17 protein-coding genes and 2 pseudogenes are annotated in these 16246 nt (G+C 39.4%); 18 read left to right on the top strand and 1 reads right to left on the bottom strand.

Going from position 1 to position 16246, the window contains the following annotated elements; genetic code table 11:
- Window positions 1–429: 429 nt before the first annotated feature.
- From WMO75_RS16075 to WMO75_RS16000, 17 genes and pseudogenes are all read left to right on the top strand, one after another.
- Window positions 430–1062, top strand: a complete 633-nt coding sequence (locus tag WMO75_RS16075) for a PBECR4 domain-containing protein (protein ID WP_005423087.1) — start codon at window positions 430–432, stop codon at window positions 1060–1062.
- A 288-nt stretch (window positions 1063–1350) separates the two neighbouring features.
- Entirely contained in the window at window positions 1351–1869 is a 519-nt protein-coding gene (locus WMO75_RS16070) for an RNA polymerase sigma factor (RefSeq protein WP_005423085.1), read from the top strand.
- Window positions 1869–3308, top strand: coding sequence for a DUF4179 domain-containing protein (locus WMO75_RS16065; RefSeq protein ID WP_349078500.1), 1440 nt, complete (start codon window positions 1869–1871; stop codon window positions 3306–3308). Before WMO75_RS16070 ends, WMO75_RS16065 begins: the two co-directional genes overlap by 1 nt.
- Window positions 3309–3666: 358 nt before the next feature.
- Window positions 3667–4869 carry a L,D-transpeptidase family protein gene (locus tag WMO75_RS16060; RefSeq protein ID WP_242982009.1) on the top strand — a complete coding sequence of 401 codons (1203 nt, stop codon included), beginning with the start codon at window positions 3667–3669 and terminating at the stop codon, window positions 4867–4869.
- A 127-nt stretch (window positions 4870–4996) separates the two neighbouring features.
- Window positions 4997–5182 carry a hypothetical protein gene (locus tag WMO75_RS16055; protein WP_005423080.1) on the top strand — a complete coding sequence of 62 codons (186 nt, stop codon included), beginning with the start codon at window positions 4997–4999 and terminating at the stop codon, window positions 5180–5182.
- Window positions 5183–5193: 11 nt separating this feature from the next.
- Complete coding sequence (locus WMO75_RS16050) at window positions 5194–5943, top strand: ATP-binding response regulator (protein WP_349078498.1); 750 nt, start codon at window positions 5194–5196, stop codon at window positions 5941–5943.
- 14 nt (window positions 5944–5957) lie between these two features.
- Complete coding sequence (locus WMO75_RS16045; RefSeq protein WP_155496284.1) at window positions 5958–6098, top strand: hypothetical protein; 141 nt, start codon at window positions 5958–5960, stop codon at window positions 6096–6098.
- A gap of 159 nt (window positions 6099–6257) precedes the next feature.
- On the top strand, window positions 6258–6734 hold the full coding sequence (locus WMO75_RS16040) for a family 20 glycosylhydrolase (protein WP_005423073.1): 477 nt from the start codon (window positions 6258–6260) through the stop codon (window positions 6732–6734).
- Window positions 6640–7013: pseudogene (locus tag WMO75_RS20010) on the top strand (hypothetical protein). The gene WMO75_RS16040 and the pseudogene WMO75_RS20010 overlap by 95 nt, the downstream one beginning before the upstream one ends.
- Before the next feature lie 45 nt (window positions 7014–7058).
- Complete coding sequence (locus WMO75_RS16035) at window positions 7059–7724, top strand: response regulator transcription factor (RefSeq protein WP_005423065.1); 666 nt, start codon at window positions 7059–7061, stop codon at window positions 7722–7724.
- Window positions 7721–9142, top strand: coding sequence for a sensor histidine kinase (locus tag WMO75_RS16030; protein WP_227222974.1), 1422 nt, complete (start codon window positions 7721–7723; stop codon window positions 9140–9142). The genes WMO75_RS16035 and WMO75_RS16030 overlap by 4 nt, the downstream gene beginning before the upstream one ends.
- A gap of 99 nt (window positions 9143–9241) precedes the next feature.
- Window positions 9242–10726, top strand: coding sequence for a DUF6034 family protein (locus WMO75_RS16025; protein WP_195968081.1), 1485 nt, complete (start codon window positions 9242–9244; stop codon window positions 10724–10726).
- 118 nt (window positions 10727–10844) lie between these two features.
- Window positions 10845–11618 carry a hypothetical protein gene (locus WMO75_RS16020; protein WP_227222975.1) on the top strand — a complete coding sequence of 258 codons (774 nt, stop codon included), beginning with the start codon at window positions 10845–10847 and terminating at the stop codon, window positions 11616–11618.
- Window positions 11619–11636: 18 nt separating this feature from the next.
- Entirely contained in the window at window positions 11637–12365 is a 729-nt protein-coding gene (locus tag WMO75_RS16015) for an ABC transporter permease (RefSeq protein WP_227190740.1), read from the top strand.
- 43 nt (window positions 12366–12408) lie between these two features.
- Window positions 12409–13059, top strand: a complete 651-nt coding sequence (locus WMO75_RS16010) for an ATP-binding cassette domain-containing protein (RefSeq protein ID WP_044925097.1) — start codon at window positions 12409–12411, stop codon at window positions 13057–13059.
- A 2-nt stretch (window positions 13060–13061) separates the two neighbouring features.
- On the top strand, window positions 13062–14375 hold the full coding sequence (locus WMO75_RS16005) for a COG1361 family protein (protein WP_117639926.1): 1314 nt from the start codon (window positions 13062–13064) through the stop codon (window positions 14373–14375).
- Window positions 14372–15079, top strand: coding sequence for a hypothetical protein (locus WMO75_RS16000; protein ID WP_227222976.1), 708 nt, complete (start codon window positions 14372–14374; stop codon window positions 15077–15079). Before WMO75_RS16005 ends, WMO75_RS16000 begins: the two co-directional genes overlap by 4 nt.
- A gap of 216 nt (window positions 15080–15295) precedes the next feature.
- Here WMO75_RS16000 and WMO75_RS15995 read toward each other — a convergent pair whose 3' ends face one another.
- Window positions 15296–15721 (bottom strand): hypothetical protein, encoded by a 426-nt coding sequence (locus tag WMO75_RS15995; protein ID WP_167515471.1) that lies wholly within the window; start codon window positions 15719–15721, stop codon window positions 15296–15298.
- Between the two features lie 155 nt (window positions 15722–15876).
- On the opposite strand from WMO75_RS15995, the pseudogene WMO75_RS15990 reads away from it, so the two are divergent.
- A pseudogene (locus WMO75_RS15990) lies at window positions 15877–16246 on the top strand (sigma-70 family RNA polymerase sigma factor); the annotation flags it as partial.

The raw sequence follows: 16246 nt of genomic DNA, 5'->3' as shown, positions 1-16246 counted from the left end.
AGAAGACCGATGGCTCTAACTATTACCAGTTTACACCATCGGTCTTCTTAAGTCCAGCTAACCCTTGAACAGTAACGTACAATAAAATACAGCCAATCGATTTTGCCAGAAACTATTGATATTTCTTAGGGTATCGCATATAATATAGTTAAACCAAAAGGTTTCGTGTAGCGGCACGTAAAAGCTGTACTGTGCCCGGGCAGGGTAATTACTGGGACTATTTGATACTCGGAAGGGTATTACGCCCACACCAGGGAGATACGGTGAGTCCGCGCCGGGGACTTAATGATACCGGCGACATTTTAGACGTTCGGAAGGATGTCGCGGCTGACAGCCAGCATAAAACCGCTTTTTAAGATTATGGGCACTGGATAACAAAAAGTTGTCCGGTGCTGTTTTTATATTATAGTGATGATTGGGAAAAGATAGATGGGAAAACAACAGGATAGAGAGAAAATCGTACAGGAGATTAAAATAGCTGCCGATCTGTATAGGAAGCATTTAGTAGGTAAAAGATTTCTATATGTATTTGAAGGCAGATATATTGAGGTGCTTTATAAAGCTGCCAATTTCAGGCACTTAACAGGTGTGGCCACAAACCTTTCCGCAAAAAAGTTTTATAGTTATGCAGCAAAAAAACTGCTTCAGGCTTCGCAGATATTTTTTACACCGCAGCACCCTTTTTCATTGTGTAAGCGTAAAATTAAGCATATCGGACAGATTGCAATGCTGGCTGGCTCAGAAGGCTTTATGTTGGAAGAGATTGTTACAGATACGAGAACTTATAAGTTTGGCACAACAGATCTTAATTTTACTCTATGCTTAAATAAAGAGTATGATGATCAGGGACAGCAAAAAGGCGATTGCTTTGTAGTAGAATCACTGCGAGATGAAGATTGTTTTTCTAAAAGTACAACAGCATATACAGTAACTCATATTTTCTCAGCACCGAATGATGCGAAAAAATATACAACTTTACTGTTTTTGGATGAAAATGCAATGATAGACAGTCTTCCGGATGAAATTAAAAACATGCTGGATCAAACTTTATTACATAAATAAAAATGGAGAGTCTTAGTTGGCGATTCAATTAATCTATCCTGAGGGTATGAGAATTATTGACAGCCGTATCATGTAAAACGCACATGGTACGGCTGTTTTTATACCCTAATAGGACCTGATGATCATAAAATTTGAACGATTTCGGGGGTGTTTTTATCTGAGATAATTTTTTTAAAAATATTTGCAACCTTTTTAGGGATTCGCACGTCTAATAAGTAGAAGCACATAAATGAAGCTTCTATAGTATACTACGGATGACTAGTCTGAGATAGGAGAGCCGGAACTACAATGAATGAGGTTTTGATACGAAAAGCGAAGAAAGGCGACAAAGATGCTTTCTGCCGACTTATGGATGAGAATGTACAGAGTATGTATAAGATTGCGGCAGCATATCTGAAAAATGATGAAGATGTTGCGGATGCAATACAGGATACGATTCTTTCCTGTTATGAAAATCTGAAAAGTCTGAAACAGAACAGATATTTTAAAACTTGGATGATTCGAATCTTGATCAACAAGTGTAAGGACATGATACAGAAGAAAAAGCTGGTTACTTATACGGATCAGATGCCGGAAACACCTTTTCACGAAGAAGAATATGCGGCAATGGAATGGGCACAAGTATTAGAAACATTGGATAGCAAATATCGTTTGGTTGTTCTTTTGTACTATATGGAAGGATTTAGTGTCCGGGAGATCAGTGACGCTCTGGATATGAAGGAAAGCACTGTGAAATCTCGTCTTCATCGTGGTAGAAAACAGATTGCAGAGATGTATGGATATAAGGTTAAGGAGGGACGTGTTTAATGATGACTTTAAATAATAATGAGAAAGACTTCCAGGAAAAACTTCAAAAGGATACAGAAATGCCGGCAATCGTGCATGAACGTATCAATCAGGCATATCGATTGATTGAAAATAATGCTGTGTTACAGAAAAAAGCACCAAAGGATCCATATCACTGGATGAAAATTGGAGGCAGGGTAGCAGGAGGTATGGCAGCGGTACTGGCAGTCGGATTTATATTCTGTGCAACCAATCCAGTAATGGCAAAGAATATTCCGGTTGTAGGAGGGCTTTTTGAAATCTTGCAGGATAATGTAAGTTTCTTTGGTGATTTTTCGGATTATGCAACAACCTTGGAATCCGTTGATGGAACAACGGCAGATGGCAGTGAAGCAGATGGGGACAAGACAGGTAATGCCACTAGTGAGAATGCTTACATTAAAACAGCAGATGGGCTGACAATTACATGTTCTGAGGTATATGCCAACAGCCAGGCAGTCTATATAACTATGCAGTTTAAGAGTGATAAGCCATTTCCAGAAACGTCAACCAGGGCGGAAAGTGGAACACCGGTCATTGATCTGGATATGACTGGAGGTGTGGACTTTGATTCAGAAGCTAGTCGGGTGATCGACGGTCATGTGGAAGGACAGTTTCTGGATGACAACACCTATGCATGCATTTTCCGTTATGATCTTGCTCAGGCGGCAAAAGACTATACGGAATATAATGAGAAATACAATGAAATGACACAGCAGGTAATGGATGAGATGGGAATAACTCAGGCGGACTTAGATGATCAGACGGATGAAGGTTATGCACTGCTGGAAGAGTTTATCAATAAAGTATCTGAGCGTGGTGGAGCATATCAGAAATATATTAAAGATATTGAGATTCCGGATACTTTTAATCTGCATCTGGATATCTCGAAGGTAAGAGGGCTGGAAGCAGACTATGAGTGGTCAGAAGCGGATGATGAAAACTATGGAAGGGATGCCGGCTACTACAAATATGAAGGTGACTGGAGTTTCGATATCCCGGTTACAGTAGATGATTCCCGGACAGAAGTATTGGAACTGAATGATACAAACGATGCTGGTATCGGACTCAAATCCGTAATTCGTTCTCCGTATGAACTGACGGTAAATGAACTTTATAAGGAAGGATCCAACAGTGACTGCTTCATGGTAGCTCTTGATGCCAACGGAAACACACTTCCATATAATGAGTCTACTGGAAACTGTAATAACTTCGCAATTCAGGACAGGGATATTTCGACAGTAGATATTTATTTCCTGGATTATATCCAGTATATGGATGAACTGAAGGGGCAGCAGAATTTTGATAATCCTACGAAAGAAGACGGACAGAAATGGAAAAAACTTCTGGAGGAGAATGCGAAATATCATAAGACATTACATTTTGATAATGACAGTGAGACAGTGCAAAAAACTAAGTGATTCAAAGAAAGATAAGTAGGATATGAGACAAAAAGAAGTGATAGGGCAGTCAATGAGAACCACAAAATCGGCAAGACCAGGTTCAGTTGTTTATGTGCCGATGGATAAATCGGAATTCAGATCTATTATATTTTCAGAAAAGAAGAAAAATAAAATTAAGAAAATTGTAATATTGATTATATTGATGATTTTTGTTATAGGCTGTTGTATATATGCAGGTATATCTTATTATTACTCATATCACTTCTTTTATGGGACGACCATCAATGGGATTGACAGTTCAAATAAGACAGCATATGAGGTTGAGCAGGAGATTGCTGGGAAAAAGGATAACTATACTATTCAGGTAAGGGCAAGAATGCAGGACCCGCAGGCCATTACAGGAAAAGATATTGATTATAAATACGTATCCAGCGGTGCGGTTCTCCAGCTGCTGAAAACTCAGAAATCATGGGAATGGATCGGCAGTCTTTTTGAAACAAAAAACTATATGGTTCAAGAAGAGACTTTTTTCAGCCGGGAGAAACTGGAAGAACAGGTAAATTCATTAAATTGTGCGAAAAAAGAGAATCAGATAGCACCGGAAAATGCGTATGTAAGTTTTGTTAACTCAGAATTCACTATTGTGCCAGAAACGGAAGGCAATGAATTAAATACCAAAGAAGCTTATCAGATGATATGCAGGGCAATCGATAACGATGCGGCAGAGGTAGATCTGGAAAGTGATCCAAAGGCTTATAAGAAAGCAGATGTGACGAAAGAAAGTTCAGAGCTTCAGAATATGGTAAATACATATAAGAACCTGACAAAAGTAAATATCACATATACATTTGGAGATGAAACGGTAACACTCGATGGGAATACCATCAAAAACTGGCTGCAGTTTGACGAGAAAGGGCAGCTGCTCCAGAATGATGAAGCCTTCCGGCAGCATGTAGTGGATTATGTGGCACAGCTTGCAGCAGATCATGATACAGTTGGCACTGAAAGACAATTCCAGACCACGAGCGGAAGGACGGTGTATGTATATGGCTCAGCTTATGGATGGAAGATTGATCAGGACAAGGAAGTAGCACAGCTCATGCAGGAAATTCAGTCAGGAACCCAGACAACCAGGGAACCGGTATATTCTATGAGGGCAAATGCACACGGAATCAATGATCTTGGAGATACATATATAGAGGTAGATCTTACAGAACAGTATATGTGGTATTATCAGAATGGAAATATTATTTTCCAATCAGAAATCGTATCCGGACTGCCAAGCGATCCGGATAGAAAAACACCCCCTGGAATATTCACACTGAATTCAAAGAGCAGTCCGTCCGTGCTGCGAGGTGAAATGACAGCAAATGGAACCTATTCTTATGAACAGCCGGTAACGTACTGGATGCCATTCAATGGAGGAATTGGCTTTCATGATGCAGACTGGCAGCCGTACTTTGGTGGTGACAGATATCTTACAGGTGGTTCTCATGGATGCATCAATCTTCCACCAGAAAATGCCGGACAGCTTTATAGTCTTATTCAGTATGATGTCCCGATAATCTGTTTTTACTAATTCTATATTCAAGATGTACAGGACAGGAGCTAAGTTGTAATGCAGCTGGCTCCTGTTTTTCATTGTCAACAGTATCAGCCTGACGCATGATCACCATTTCGGTAATCCAGAACAAAGCAGACTTGATGTGGAAGTGGAAGAGCGATTGGTAAAAGCTAGCAATCTCTTCCTTTCACAAAGAGTGAAGAAGAGAAGGCACATTAATGGGATTGACGTATCAATACTGGAACCATATAATGGGTACAAAGAAAAATTTATTTATGGAAATAAACACATTGACAGAGCATGCAAAAGTGCTGTGATTAAAGTTTAAAAAGAATCCTTATGAACATCATAAGTAATGCTGTCAGGTATAATAAAGAAAAAGGAGAGATACTGCTCAGCTATTATGAAACACAGGTGGATGACAGGCATATACTGTTTGAGTTTCACTGCAAGGATACCGGAGTTGGAATGAGTAAAGAATTTCAGAACCATATTTTTGAACCATTTACTCAGGAAACAGGCGGTGCAAGATCTGTTTATGGAGGAACAGGTCTTGGTATGCCAATTACAAAAAAACTAATAGAGAAAATGGGCGGTACGATTAAATTTGAAAGCGAGAAAAATGTAGGAACCACATTCATGGTACAGCTCCCATTCCTTATTTCTGCTGATATGAAGCAGGCAGAAAGCCAGGAAGACGATGTATCAATTGAAGGCATGAGAATCCTTTTGGCCGAAGACAATGAATTGAACATGGAAATTGCAGAATTCCTTCTGACAAATGCAGGAGCAGAAATTATAAGGGCTTCAAACGGTAAGGAGGCTGTTGAAGCATTTGCAAAATCAGGTGTTGGTGAGGTCAATGTAATTCTGATGGATATTATGATGCCAGTTATGGATGGCCTGGAAGCTACCAGAGAAATACGTACAATGAACAGAAGTGATGTATCTGCTGTTGTGATTATAGCTATGACCGTCAATGCCTTTGCAGAAGACAAGAGTAAAGCGTTGAAAGCCGGAATGGACGATTATCTTACAAAACCACTGGAGTCAGAAAAACTGATTCGTGCCTTAAGTAGATTCTTATGAGATACCGGAAGGATATGATAAAAAGAATAATTCCTAAAGAAAGAGGAATACGTATGAACATTGTTTTTTCATCTGATAAGAAAGAATATAATACTATTAAAAAAGGTACTGAAATACTGCTGGCTGAAAATGACGGTTTCAACCAAAATATATAATTGTTTGTTAAATTTCAGGACAGACCAGAAATATTGATCAATAAAAGAAAAAACCAGATTCATATCATCTGCCGGGAAATATCTCATTATTACCGCGCACTTAATTATGCTATACATCATATGGAAGAAGATGAATTTCAATATCAAGAGCATGTCTGAATGGATAAGATTCGTGATTCTGCGGACATTCTCCAGCCTGAAAAAGAGGAAACTTATCAGTTTATTGAAAAGCTGCTCAGCTCAGTAAAGGAGAATTTTTCTACCAACAGGGTACATATTGGAATGGATGAGGCTGTCATGCTGGGACTTGGAAATTATCTAAAAGAAAATGGATATAAAAAAGGGTCACTGATAATCGAGGAACATTGTAACAGGGTCGTAGATATTTGCAGAAAATTAGAATTAAAGCCTATGATATGGAGTGACATGTACATTACAGCAAATTCTACAGGCGGATACTATGATCTGCCCGAAAACACGGACTGCTCCAAATGGGAAAAACCGAAAAAAGATCTAGGATTAGTATATTGGGACTATTATCATGCTGATACCAGAACCTATGAAAAAATGCTGGATATCCATGCGCAGCTTTCGGATAACGTTATTTTTCCAGGATCCAATGTCAGGCATTTTTGATTATCATGTGAAAGAATCAGGTGTCAATACAAAATCTTACTACCAAAACATACAGAAATGTATGAAGGAATGTGCAAAAAAACAGGAAAATATCAGCTTTTATTCTCGTTTTATGAAAAACTGGCGGCGGTATTAGCTGATAAAGCCGATTTGGGCATGTGTATAAAATCAGCATATCGGTTTATACAGGAAATCAGAACTATTCTCACAGAATGGTTTTGGTTTCCTTTTTTGCTGTTACAAATCAGTTACAACTGCATTATAGAATTTAATGTATAATTAACCTGTGAAAAGATAGTTATAAAAACATGTGAGGTAATAATTATGAAGGCAAGAATTCTTGTGATAGAAGACGAAATGTCAATCAATGACCTGCTATGTATGAATCTGGAGATTGCAGGGTATGAAACAGTAGGATATCTGGATGGAAATGAGGCATATGAAGCAATTATTCAAGATCATGCGTTTCAGTGTGCACTTGTAGATATCATGCTTCCCGGAAGAGACGGATATAGCCTGTTACCGAAACTGAAGCAGTATGAAATCCCCGTAATATTTCTTACCGCAAAGGGAGATATCGCGAGCAAGATAAAGGGATTAAAAGACGGTGCAGAAGATTATATTGTAAAACCATTTGAAATGCTGGAAGTGATGGTCCGTCTTGAAAAAGTACTGGAACGTAATGGCACTGTACAAGAACAGATTCAAATTGGTGATGTCATCATTGATACTGCTAGTCGTACTGTTACAAAAATGGGCATGGAAATCTATTTAAAGCCAATGGAATATAACTGCCTCATGGTGTTCGCCAAAAACCCGAATAAAGCACTGACCAGGAATCAGATTCTGCAGGAACTGTGGAATGAAGAGTTCTGCGGAGAAACAAGAACTGTGGATGCACATGTGGGTCGTATCAGGAAAAAGCTTGGATGGCAGGATAAGATTAAAACAATTCCCAGAATCGGTTACAGGCTTGAGGTGGATTTATGAAACTCTTAATAAAGATTTTTTCTCAGACTACATGTATCATTCTGTTGGTATCGTTAGGGATCTTTCTTTATACCACTTATTGTTGGAAAAATCAGAGTATACAGAATATCGACAGTTATGAAAGCAGTATATTTAGAACAAACATCTTACAGTTTGAAAATAAAACAAGCCGTTCCGACGATCAGAAACAGAATACCTACAACGAAATGCGACCACAAATAGTTACTTATGCTTTTCGGCAGGTTTTTCATGACAGTGCTGTTTTATATCTTGATGGAAAAATGACCTATAATGGAACTGTTTATGAATTCGATGTAGAAAGGTTAAGGGAATTATGTGAAAGTAAGGCAAACTTGATGAATCATGGCAGCAACAGTGAAGGTCATGGCCCTATGATCAGTCAGATAAATGGAAGGACACTTTTGTTATTCTACTATGGCAATGCAAATATGGGATATCAGATTGTTACTTATAAAGATATAACAGATGTAATAGAAAAAAGTCATCTGCTGTTTTTTCAGACGGGTGGATTTACTTTATCTTTGATCGTGGTGATGGGAATTGTCCTTTATTTGAACCTTCGAAAAATCACAGCACCGCTTACAAGCCTAAGAGAAGCTACGCTTCTTGTTTCTGAAGGTATTTATGATTTTAAAGTACCGTCAGAGGGCAATACAGAACTTGCGCAGGTAGGTGCAACCTTTAATTTTATGACAGGTAAAATAAAAGAACAAATTGAAAGTCTTTCTAACATAAACCGGACACAAAAACAGCTTATTGGAAGTCTGGCTCATGAGCTGAAGACCCCAATGACTGCAATCATAGGCTATGCAGATACATTGCTTACTGTGCGCCTGACCCCGGAAAGGCAGGAGAAGGCTCTGATTTATATTGAAAATGAATGTCGCAGGCTTTCAAGACTTTCTATGAAAATGCTGGAATTAACCGGACTCTACGAAGCTTCGGAAGACTCATTCAATCCAGCTGAAATACAGGTGGATAACTTCCTGAAAGAAGTAAAAGAACTCATTGATTGCAGGCTTCAAGAAAAAAACATCTCTCTTGATGTATTTTGTGAACCAAAAGAATTGGTAAAGAAGTTTGATCAGGACTTAATGATAAGTGTAGTGACAAATCTAATTGATAATGCAGTCAAAGCTTCCAGGAAAGAATCTAAAATTGTGCTTGAGGCAACCCCAGACCATCTGATGGTTCAGGATTTTGGAAAGGGAATACCAAAAGAGGATCTGGAAATGGTGACGGAACCATTTTATATGGTAGACAAATCTCGTTCCAGGGCAAAAGGAAGTGTAGGGCTCGGTCTTTCTTTATGTCAGAAAATTATAGAACTGCACGATTTCCAACTGAAGATTGAAAGCAATCCGGGAAAAGGAACTACCGTCTCTGTTTTCTGGTAATCACACTAACGTTTACATATCAGTTACAAATCGCGAAAGATTTGGTGTAATGCTCGATGATATACTTATAACAACCTTAGAAAGGAGAAATTACCAGAAATGAGAAAAAACATAAAAAAATTTGCAGGAATAGTGCTTTGTATTGGAATGTTTACAGGATGCGCACAGACCCCGGACTCTTCTTTGGTAAAGCCGAAGGGGAGCAAGGCTGTAGATGCCTATACGGAAGCGGATGATGTTAGCGGTTCTAAAGGAGAAGCATCTGAAAGCAAGAACGATGACGGTTCAGATTCAAAGACAACCATCAGGAATCTCATCGATGCTCCTCAAAATTATAAAAGCCATGTGGAAGATGACAGTGCCAAGCTCGTGGTAAATACAGATGCAAGCGTAGAAATTCCGGAAGTGGAAAAGATATCTGCTATTTCTGTCACCGCGGCAGAAGTTCCCCAGGAGCTTCTCGACCGTATTACAAACGCATTCTTCTCAGAGGCAAAACTTTATACCATAGATAGTTATTATGTGAAGACAAAGGATGAAATTAAAAAAACTCTGGATGAACTAAAAGAAGACGTTGCAAACGGAAACCTGGATCCGTATAACTATGGAACAGACGATGATGGAAATTATGTCTATGATATCTATGAAGATATTGAGACATGGGAACAGGAATACGAAACTGCTCCGGAAAAGAAAACCCTGACAGAAGCAAAACCTGTTGCCGGAAATTATTTCAATTGTGTTGCACAAATGCCAGACGATTCACAATACTACTATATAATATCTTTCGATGGCTCCGATACCTTGTCAGTCAAGATCAAGAAAGCAGCAAACAAGGGCGGGGAAAAAATACCGGAGGATGCAATGTGGTGTGATTACGGATATTCTGAAGAGGAAGAAAAACCCACAGAAGAATCTATCGGGCTGTCCCTGGATGAAGCAAAAAAACTTGTAAAGGAAAAAGTTGAAAAAATGGGCATCACAGATTTACAGTTTTCTAACTGGAATTACGCGGTGTGCAAAAGTTTTGAAGGCGATAATAGTTCAGGTAATTTTGGAAATGGATATAGAATTGATTATGCACGTACCATAAATGGTGTGCCGGTAACTCAGACAATTGCAGACGGTGGGGCATTGGAAGATATGGATAGCACAATGGAAACATGGTCTTATGAAAGTCTCTGTTTCTATGTCGATAAAGATGGCATAGAAAGCATGACTTATTCAAATCCCTACACAATTGGTAAAATAAAGACAGAGAATTTAAATCTTCTTTCATTCAGCGAGGTTATGAAAATTTATGAAAAAATGATGGTGGTAACAAACGCTGATAATATGCAATATGAAAATTCCAGGGTCTATGATATTGATCGGATCGTTCTTGGTTATGCCAGAATATATGAGCCGTCTACTGACGCACACACAGGTATTTTGATCCCCGTCTGGGATTTTTTCGGCAGCATGACTTCAGAAAGTGAATATAACGGAGAAACAGAATCAAATACCAGTAAAGATCCGAATGAAAGCTTCCTTACCATTAATGCCGTGGATGGCAGTATCATAGACCGGAATCTGGGTTACTGACATGAGACAGGTATTTGGAATTGTAAGGTACAATTTCTTCGGATTTTTACGCAATCCCAAAGTTATTTTTATATTTCTGTTAGAATTTGTACTTAGTTTCCTGCTTACAGGCAGAATCATGGTTGTAATGGAGACCTACGATACACCGGTACAGGCCATTGAACCATTTATCTGGACATTTGGGGATGGGATAGCAGTACTGTCCAGTTCACTGCTCTTGCTTCTTATGTTTTCTGACCTGCCGAAGATGACACCTATTACTCCATACCAGCTGACCCGGACAACCAAGAGGAAATGGCTTTTAGGTCAATTCATTTATGTTATTCTTGTAACTGTTTTATATACGGTTTTGATGCTGCTGTTTACGGCCGTGCTGTGTATGAAAAAGAGTTATCCAGGTAATCTGTGGAGCGAAACTGCGGCCATGCTTGGTTATTCAGAATTAGGAAAAAACCTGCAGGTCCCTTCTACAGTAAGGGTCATGGAAAGTATCTCACCCTATGGCTGTATGCTGCAGGTTTTCTTCCTTCTGTTTTGTTATTCGCTGACCTTAAGCTTTGTAATCCTTGTAGGAAATCTTTATAAAGGGAAGACTAAGGGGATGATTTTTGGCCTTCTTTACAGTGTCTTTGGTTTTTTATTGGACCCGAAAGTACTGGCTGCAATTTTACATAAAGAAAAATACGAAATGTATCAGGTAAATGTATTAATCTGCTGGATCAGTCCTCTGAACCAGGCAGTATACGGAAAACATAACTTGGGTTATGATCCATTGCTCCCGAAAATCCCGCATTCCTATATGTTTTTTCTGGGTATTTTAGTTCTTCTTGCAGTTTTTGCAATTAACCGGATGAAAAAATATACCTTTGAATTTCTTGGAGAAAAGACATGATCGGAAGGGGGAAAACCTATGTGGGGTGAAACAAAACGTATGTTTTTTAATAAGAATTTTCTGGCAGCATGGCTGATAGCCTGCATTTCCATAGCCATTGGACAGACTTATCCCAGCTTAAAAAAAGCACTGACATGTGGTACTTTTATCAGTATACTGGAAGGTTCCTTAAAAAGTCAGGCAGTATCTTTTGCCATTCCGGTAGCGGCCGTATTGCCATGGAGTGATTCCATTCTGCAAGAATATAAAAGTGGATTTTTAAAGGAGATACTTCCCAGAACGACTCGCAGACAGTATATCGAAGGTAAAGTTTTTTCCATTATGGTATCTGGTTTTATGGTCTGGACGTTATCTATACTAACGGTACTTTTTATCAATTTTATTGTGTTCTATCCGCTGGAGATAAAGGGTGCTATTCAGAAAGAAGCACTTCTGGACTTACTCATGAAGGCATTTCGGACAGGACTTATCGGAAGTATCATAAGTACTTTCGGTGGAAGCTGCGGGATTTTATGGGATTCTGCTTACATGGCATATGGAATCCCTTTTGTAAGCTTTTATTTCGGAATTATCCTTCATGACCGCTATTTTAAGAATCAGATATGGTTTTATCCAGTAGAATGGATACTGGCTGATGAAAATTGGGGACCGGACAAAATAGGAGTTTGGCTATTTCTACTGTTGTTTTTATTAGTAATGCTGGGAATTCTGGGAGGTGTTTTATATGGAAGATTGGAAGAAATCTGAAGGGACATTTAATCTGGCCTGTGATCCGCAAAGAGCAAGTGGAATGATGCAGAACACCTGCGTAAAAATAGAACACGTGACCAAACGTTTCGGTGAAGACATCGTGTTACAGGAAGTAAATCTTTCCCTGAAAACAGGGAACGTCTATGGGATTGTTGGAAATAATGGTTCAGGAAAGACCGTCCTTATGAAATGCATCTGTGGGTTTCTTCCTGTAACTACGGGCACTATTTTTGTATTTGGAAAAAAAATAGGCCATGATGTGGATTTTCCTGAAAGTCTTGGAGTTATTATCGAGACTCCCGGTTTTCTTACACAATATACGGGCTTTAAAAATCTGGAAATCCTGGCAGATATGAATGGCCGGATCTCGAAGGCCGATATCCGCATAGTCCTAAAAAGGGTAGGATTGGATCCGGACATGAAGAAACCAGTCGGAAAATATTCCCTTGGAATGCGTCAACGCCTTGGTATTGCACAGGCCATTATGGAAGATCCTCTGTTTTTGATTCTGGATGAGCCGTTTAATGGACTGGATAAACATGGCGTGGAAGAAATAAGAGAACTGCTGCTGGATTTAAAAGCAGCAGGAAAAACTATTTTGCTGGCAAGCCATAATGAAGAGGACATCAGAATCTTATGTGACCACGTATATGAAATGGATGGAGGAATCTTAAGAGAAAGGACTGCCTGATAATGAGAAATTTATTTGTAAAAACGGCATTAGTATTGTGTACGACAATAATATTTCTTCCAGCTACCGTTTTTGCCACAGAGCCTCAAAACACGGAGATTACATCTGCTGAAGAAGGATTTACGGACTCAGATCCGTCCGTATCTTATGAGAATGACAACTCGTTAACCCTTGATGAAAAAGAGGATGATTCTACGAGTACCGAACCTCCGAGTACCGAACCTCCGGCAGAGGATGAGAAGACTCCTGATAAAGCTGATAGCGATAAAGAAAATCCGGATCCGGATATTTTTACATCAGGAGATGACTTTGGTGATGGTTCTAAATCGAATCCTTTTCATGTTGTAATAGACAGTGATAATCCGGAGGACGGTGACGCCCCGCAGATAACAGATCCGGTTATAGACAACGGAGGGTATTCGGGCGGTGGGGGAGGAGGTAATTCAACATCAGACTCATCAAGTGAAAAAATATTACATAAACCGCAGGTATTATTAGAAGACAGCAATCTTTCAGGTGGACGATTGGAGGCTGGTTCTACAACAGAAATGTCTCTGACATTTCGAAATAAAAGCTGCAGTCAAAATGTATTTGGTTTAAAAATTTCCCTTTCTACAGAGAACAAAGGAATCGAATTTGAGAAAAACTCTTTTTATGTACAAGTCCTGGCTCCTGGTGAAGCAATTACTTTGGAACAGATGATTACTATAACAGAAAACTGTGATCCTGGCCAGGCTGTCATTACTTTTTCTCTGGATTATGAAGATTCGAAAGCAACGGCAACTACCGGTACAGAATTACTGTCTTTTCAGATCATCCAACCGGTTCGTGTTAAGCTGGAAGCTTCAGATATTCCATCTGTTTTATACACTATGGATACAGTAGAGATCCCGGTAAAAGCAATGAATCTCGGAAGAGACAAAATATACAATGCAAGTGTCAGCTTAAAGGCTGATGAATTAAGCTCAAACGATACTGCATTCTTAGGGACCATAGAGGCCGGAGATTTATCCCAAGGAAGTCTTCGCATATATGTAAAAGGAAAAACAGGAAAATGTGCAGGTCAATTAATTCTTACGTATGAGGATGCAGATGGCAAATCATATGAGGAAGAAATAAAATTTGATTCTGAAATCAAAGAAACCCAGATAAAAACTTTAAAGGTTGAAGATGACCAGGAGAAAACCAATAACTGGTGGTATTCCATAGCTGCAGTTGTTGCAGTACTGCTTATTTCCATAATCCTGATTCTGGTCAGAAAGCTTCATAAGAAAAATATCCTTCTTGAAGAAGCGAGGAAGGCGGCTTCTCATTGAAAAGAAAAAAAATAGACAGCTTTACCTTATTAGTCATACTTCTGCTGGCATTGATACTTACATTATTAGGAATGCTGCTGGCAGGCATGAAAGAAGAAAAACGGCAATTTACTGTGTTGCTCCCACTTGGAGATCTGGCTTATGATGAAGATTTTTTGCAGAAAGCGAAGAAGATAAAAGGTATAAAAGAAATCTGGCCAGTCATAGAAGTCCCGGTTGTCATCAAAATTGAAGATTATACGGAAACAACGACTTTTTCAGGAATTGATATGAATGCGTTTGGAAAAAATCCAACTCAGAATGAACTGGGGAAGCTGCCGTTGTTATTGCTGGGAAATGGTTCCCTACGGGATATGAAAGACTATAATAATCATGCCATTTCAAAAAAACAACAGGAAAAATTTTTAGAGATGGGTGAAAACCTGAATATTTTTTATTTCCTGGATGAAAAAGAGAAGGATACTTCCAAAGCCACAGATGATCTTACCACTTTATCCGGCAATTCCGCAAGAGAACCGCAAACCTCATATATGCCCTGTAAAGCCGCTGTAGTAATAGAAGGCAACGAAATCTACATACCCATTTCCCAGGCACAGGATCTCTGCAGAGAAATAGGAGAGCCTTCTGAGATCAGTAAAGTATATTTAAAAATAAATGGAAAAAATAACCTGGAGAACGCAAAGAAAATACTTTCAGGAATTTAACATAATATATAGCAATTCGGCGATCGCCTTCGAAATGGTCTGGCGGCGGGTGTCCGGTTCTTCAAATTTTTTTGTTGCCCGGGCAGTTCTTGCTTTTTGCCCGTTTGGTACAGCGGCTCTGAAAATCAATGCCGCTGCTTTAAATGGGCGTATCAATTTGTCTGCTGTACGACGGCTTTTTTTCTTTTGCCGTCGTGCGGCAGAATGGTTTGGTTATTATTGGTGAACGGCGTCCGCTTCTTCTTGTGTGAGCTGACCATTTTTAACTGCATCAGAAATGGCTTTGTCTAATTTCTCAACTGTGGAATAATCTCCAATGTGTACTGTTTTTCCGTTATCTTTTGTTACATCAACACTATAAGAGGAAACTACATCTTCAGTAGGTGGAATCATGGAGTAGGTATCGCCGTCACCGCTGTCTTTGGAATACAATACTCCTTTTTTGATACTTTCCAGAGTTCCTTTATAGCTGTCCATCATGACGACTTGCAGGGACACGGTAGCCGATTGGAGGTTATTTTGCCGTGTCTCGTTTGCTTTTTCAAAGCTCACATGATCTACATCAGTTAAAAAAAGCATTGCTCCTCCTCCGGGTAAGTTTAGCATTGCATCGGCATTATCGTTCCATGTAATTAAGTACAATCGTGGCTGCTCTTGGCGCGTCAGTTTTCCATCACGGAAACCTGGCGTTTTTTGTTGCCATTTTTTCGGAGATGATCCGGTTGTCTGCCGGTGTCGGTCTCCGCCTCCATTCGATTCACCCGTCAATCACCCGTGAATCGAAATGGAGGTACATAATGAAGAAAATTAACCTTCGGGAATTTTATCCTGATATTTATACAACAGACTTTTTTGTAGATGTGACAGAGGAAGTAATGGAGACTATTCGAGCAGCTGAGCGTGCGGAAGCTGCGTATGAGCGAAAGATGTATCGTTATAAAGCACAGTATTCTCTGGATTGCGAGAATGGCATTGAAAATGCGATTCTGATGAAGCCCCAGACACCGGAGATGCTTCTGGAGGAAAAATAGTTTCAGGAGCAGGTCTATGCCGCTGTGATGAAGCTGCCGGAGAAACAGGCAAAGCGAAGTTATGCCCGATACTATCTGGGAATGACGGTAAATGAAATTGCCGAAGTAGAAGGTGTAGACCCAAGCCGTGTCCGAG

The organism is Blautia intestinihominis, assembly GCF_040096655.1.
Taxonomy (GTDB): domain Bacteria; phylum Bacillota; class Clostridia; order Lachnospirales; family Lachnospiraceae; genus Blautia_A; species Blautia_A intestinihominis.
The sequence above is the reverse complement of the archived record's forward strand: the minus strand, read 5'-3'. Positions and strand labels throughout refer to the sequence as shown.

Excerpts from the sequence above, each read along its gene's own strand:
- WMO75_RS16075 (WP_005423087.1), top strand. The coding sequence starts at position 430 with ATGGGAAAACAACAGGATAGAGAGAAAATCGTACAGGAGATTAAAATA.
- WMO75_RS16070 (WP_005423085.1), top strand. The coding sequence starts at position 1,351 with ATGAATGAGGTTTTGATACGAAAAGCGAAGAAAGGCGACAAAGATGCT.
- WMO75_RS16065 (WP_349078500.1), top strand. The coding sequence starts at position 1,869 with ATGATGACTTTAAATAATAATGAGAAAGACTTCCAGGAAAAACTTCAA.
- WMO75_RS16060 (WP_242982009.1), top strand. The coding sequence starts at position 3,667 with ATGCAGGACCCGCAGGCCATTACAGGAAAAGATATTGATTATAAATAC.
- WMO75_RS16050 (WP_349078498.1), top strand. The coding sequence starts at position 5,194 with ATGAACATCATAAGTAATGCTGTCAGGTATAATAAAGAAAAAGGAGAG.
- WMO75_RS16045 (WP_155496284.1), top strand. The coding sequence starts at position 5,958 with ATGATAAAAAGAATAATTCCTAAAGAAAGAGGAATACGTATGAACATT.
- WMO75_RS16040 (WP_005423073.1), top strand. The coding sequence starts at position 6,258 with ATGGATAAGATTCGTGATTCTGCGGACATTCTCCAGCCTGAAAAAGAG.
- WMO75_RS16035 (WP_005423065.1), top strand. The coding sequence starts at position 7,059 with ATGAAGGCAAGAATTCTTGTGATAGAAGACGAAATGTCAATCAATGAC.
- WMO75_RS16030 (WP_227222974.1), top strand. The coding sequence starts at position 7,721 with ATGAAACTCTTAATAAAGATTTTTTCTCAGACTACATGTATCATTCTG.
- WMO75_RS16025 (WP_195968081.1), top strand. The coding sequence starts at position 9,242 with ATGAGAAAAAACATAAAAAAATTTGCAGGAATAGTGCTTTGTATTGGA.
- WMO75_RS16020 (WP_227222975.1), top strand. The coding sequence starts at position 10,845 with ATGGTTGTAATGGAGACCTACGATACACCGGTACAGGCCATTGAACCA.
- WMO75_RS16015 (WP_227190740.1), top strand. The coding sequence starts at position 11,637 with ATGTGGGGTGAAACAAAACGTATGTTTTTTAATAAGAATTTTCTGGCA.
- WMO75_RS16010 (WP_044925097.1), top strand. The coding sequence starts at position 12,409 with ATGATGCAGAACACCTGCGTAAAAATAGAACACGTGACCAAACGTTTC.
- WMO75_RS16005 (WP_117639926.1), top strand. The coding sequence starts at position 13,062 with ATGAGAAATTTATTTGTAAAAACGGCATTAGTATTGTGTACGACAATA.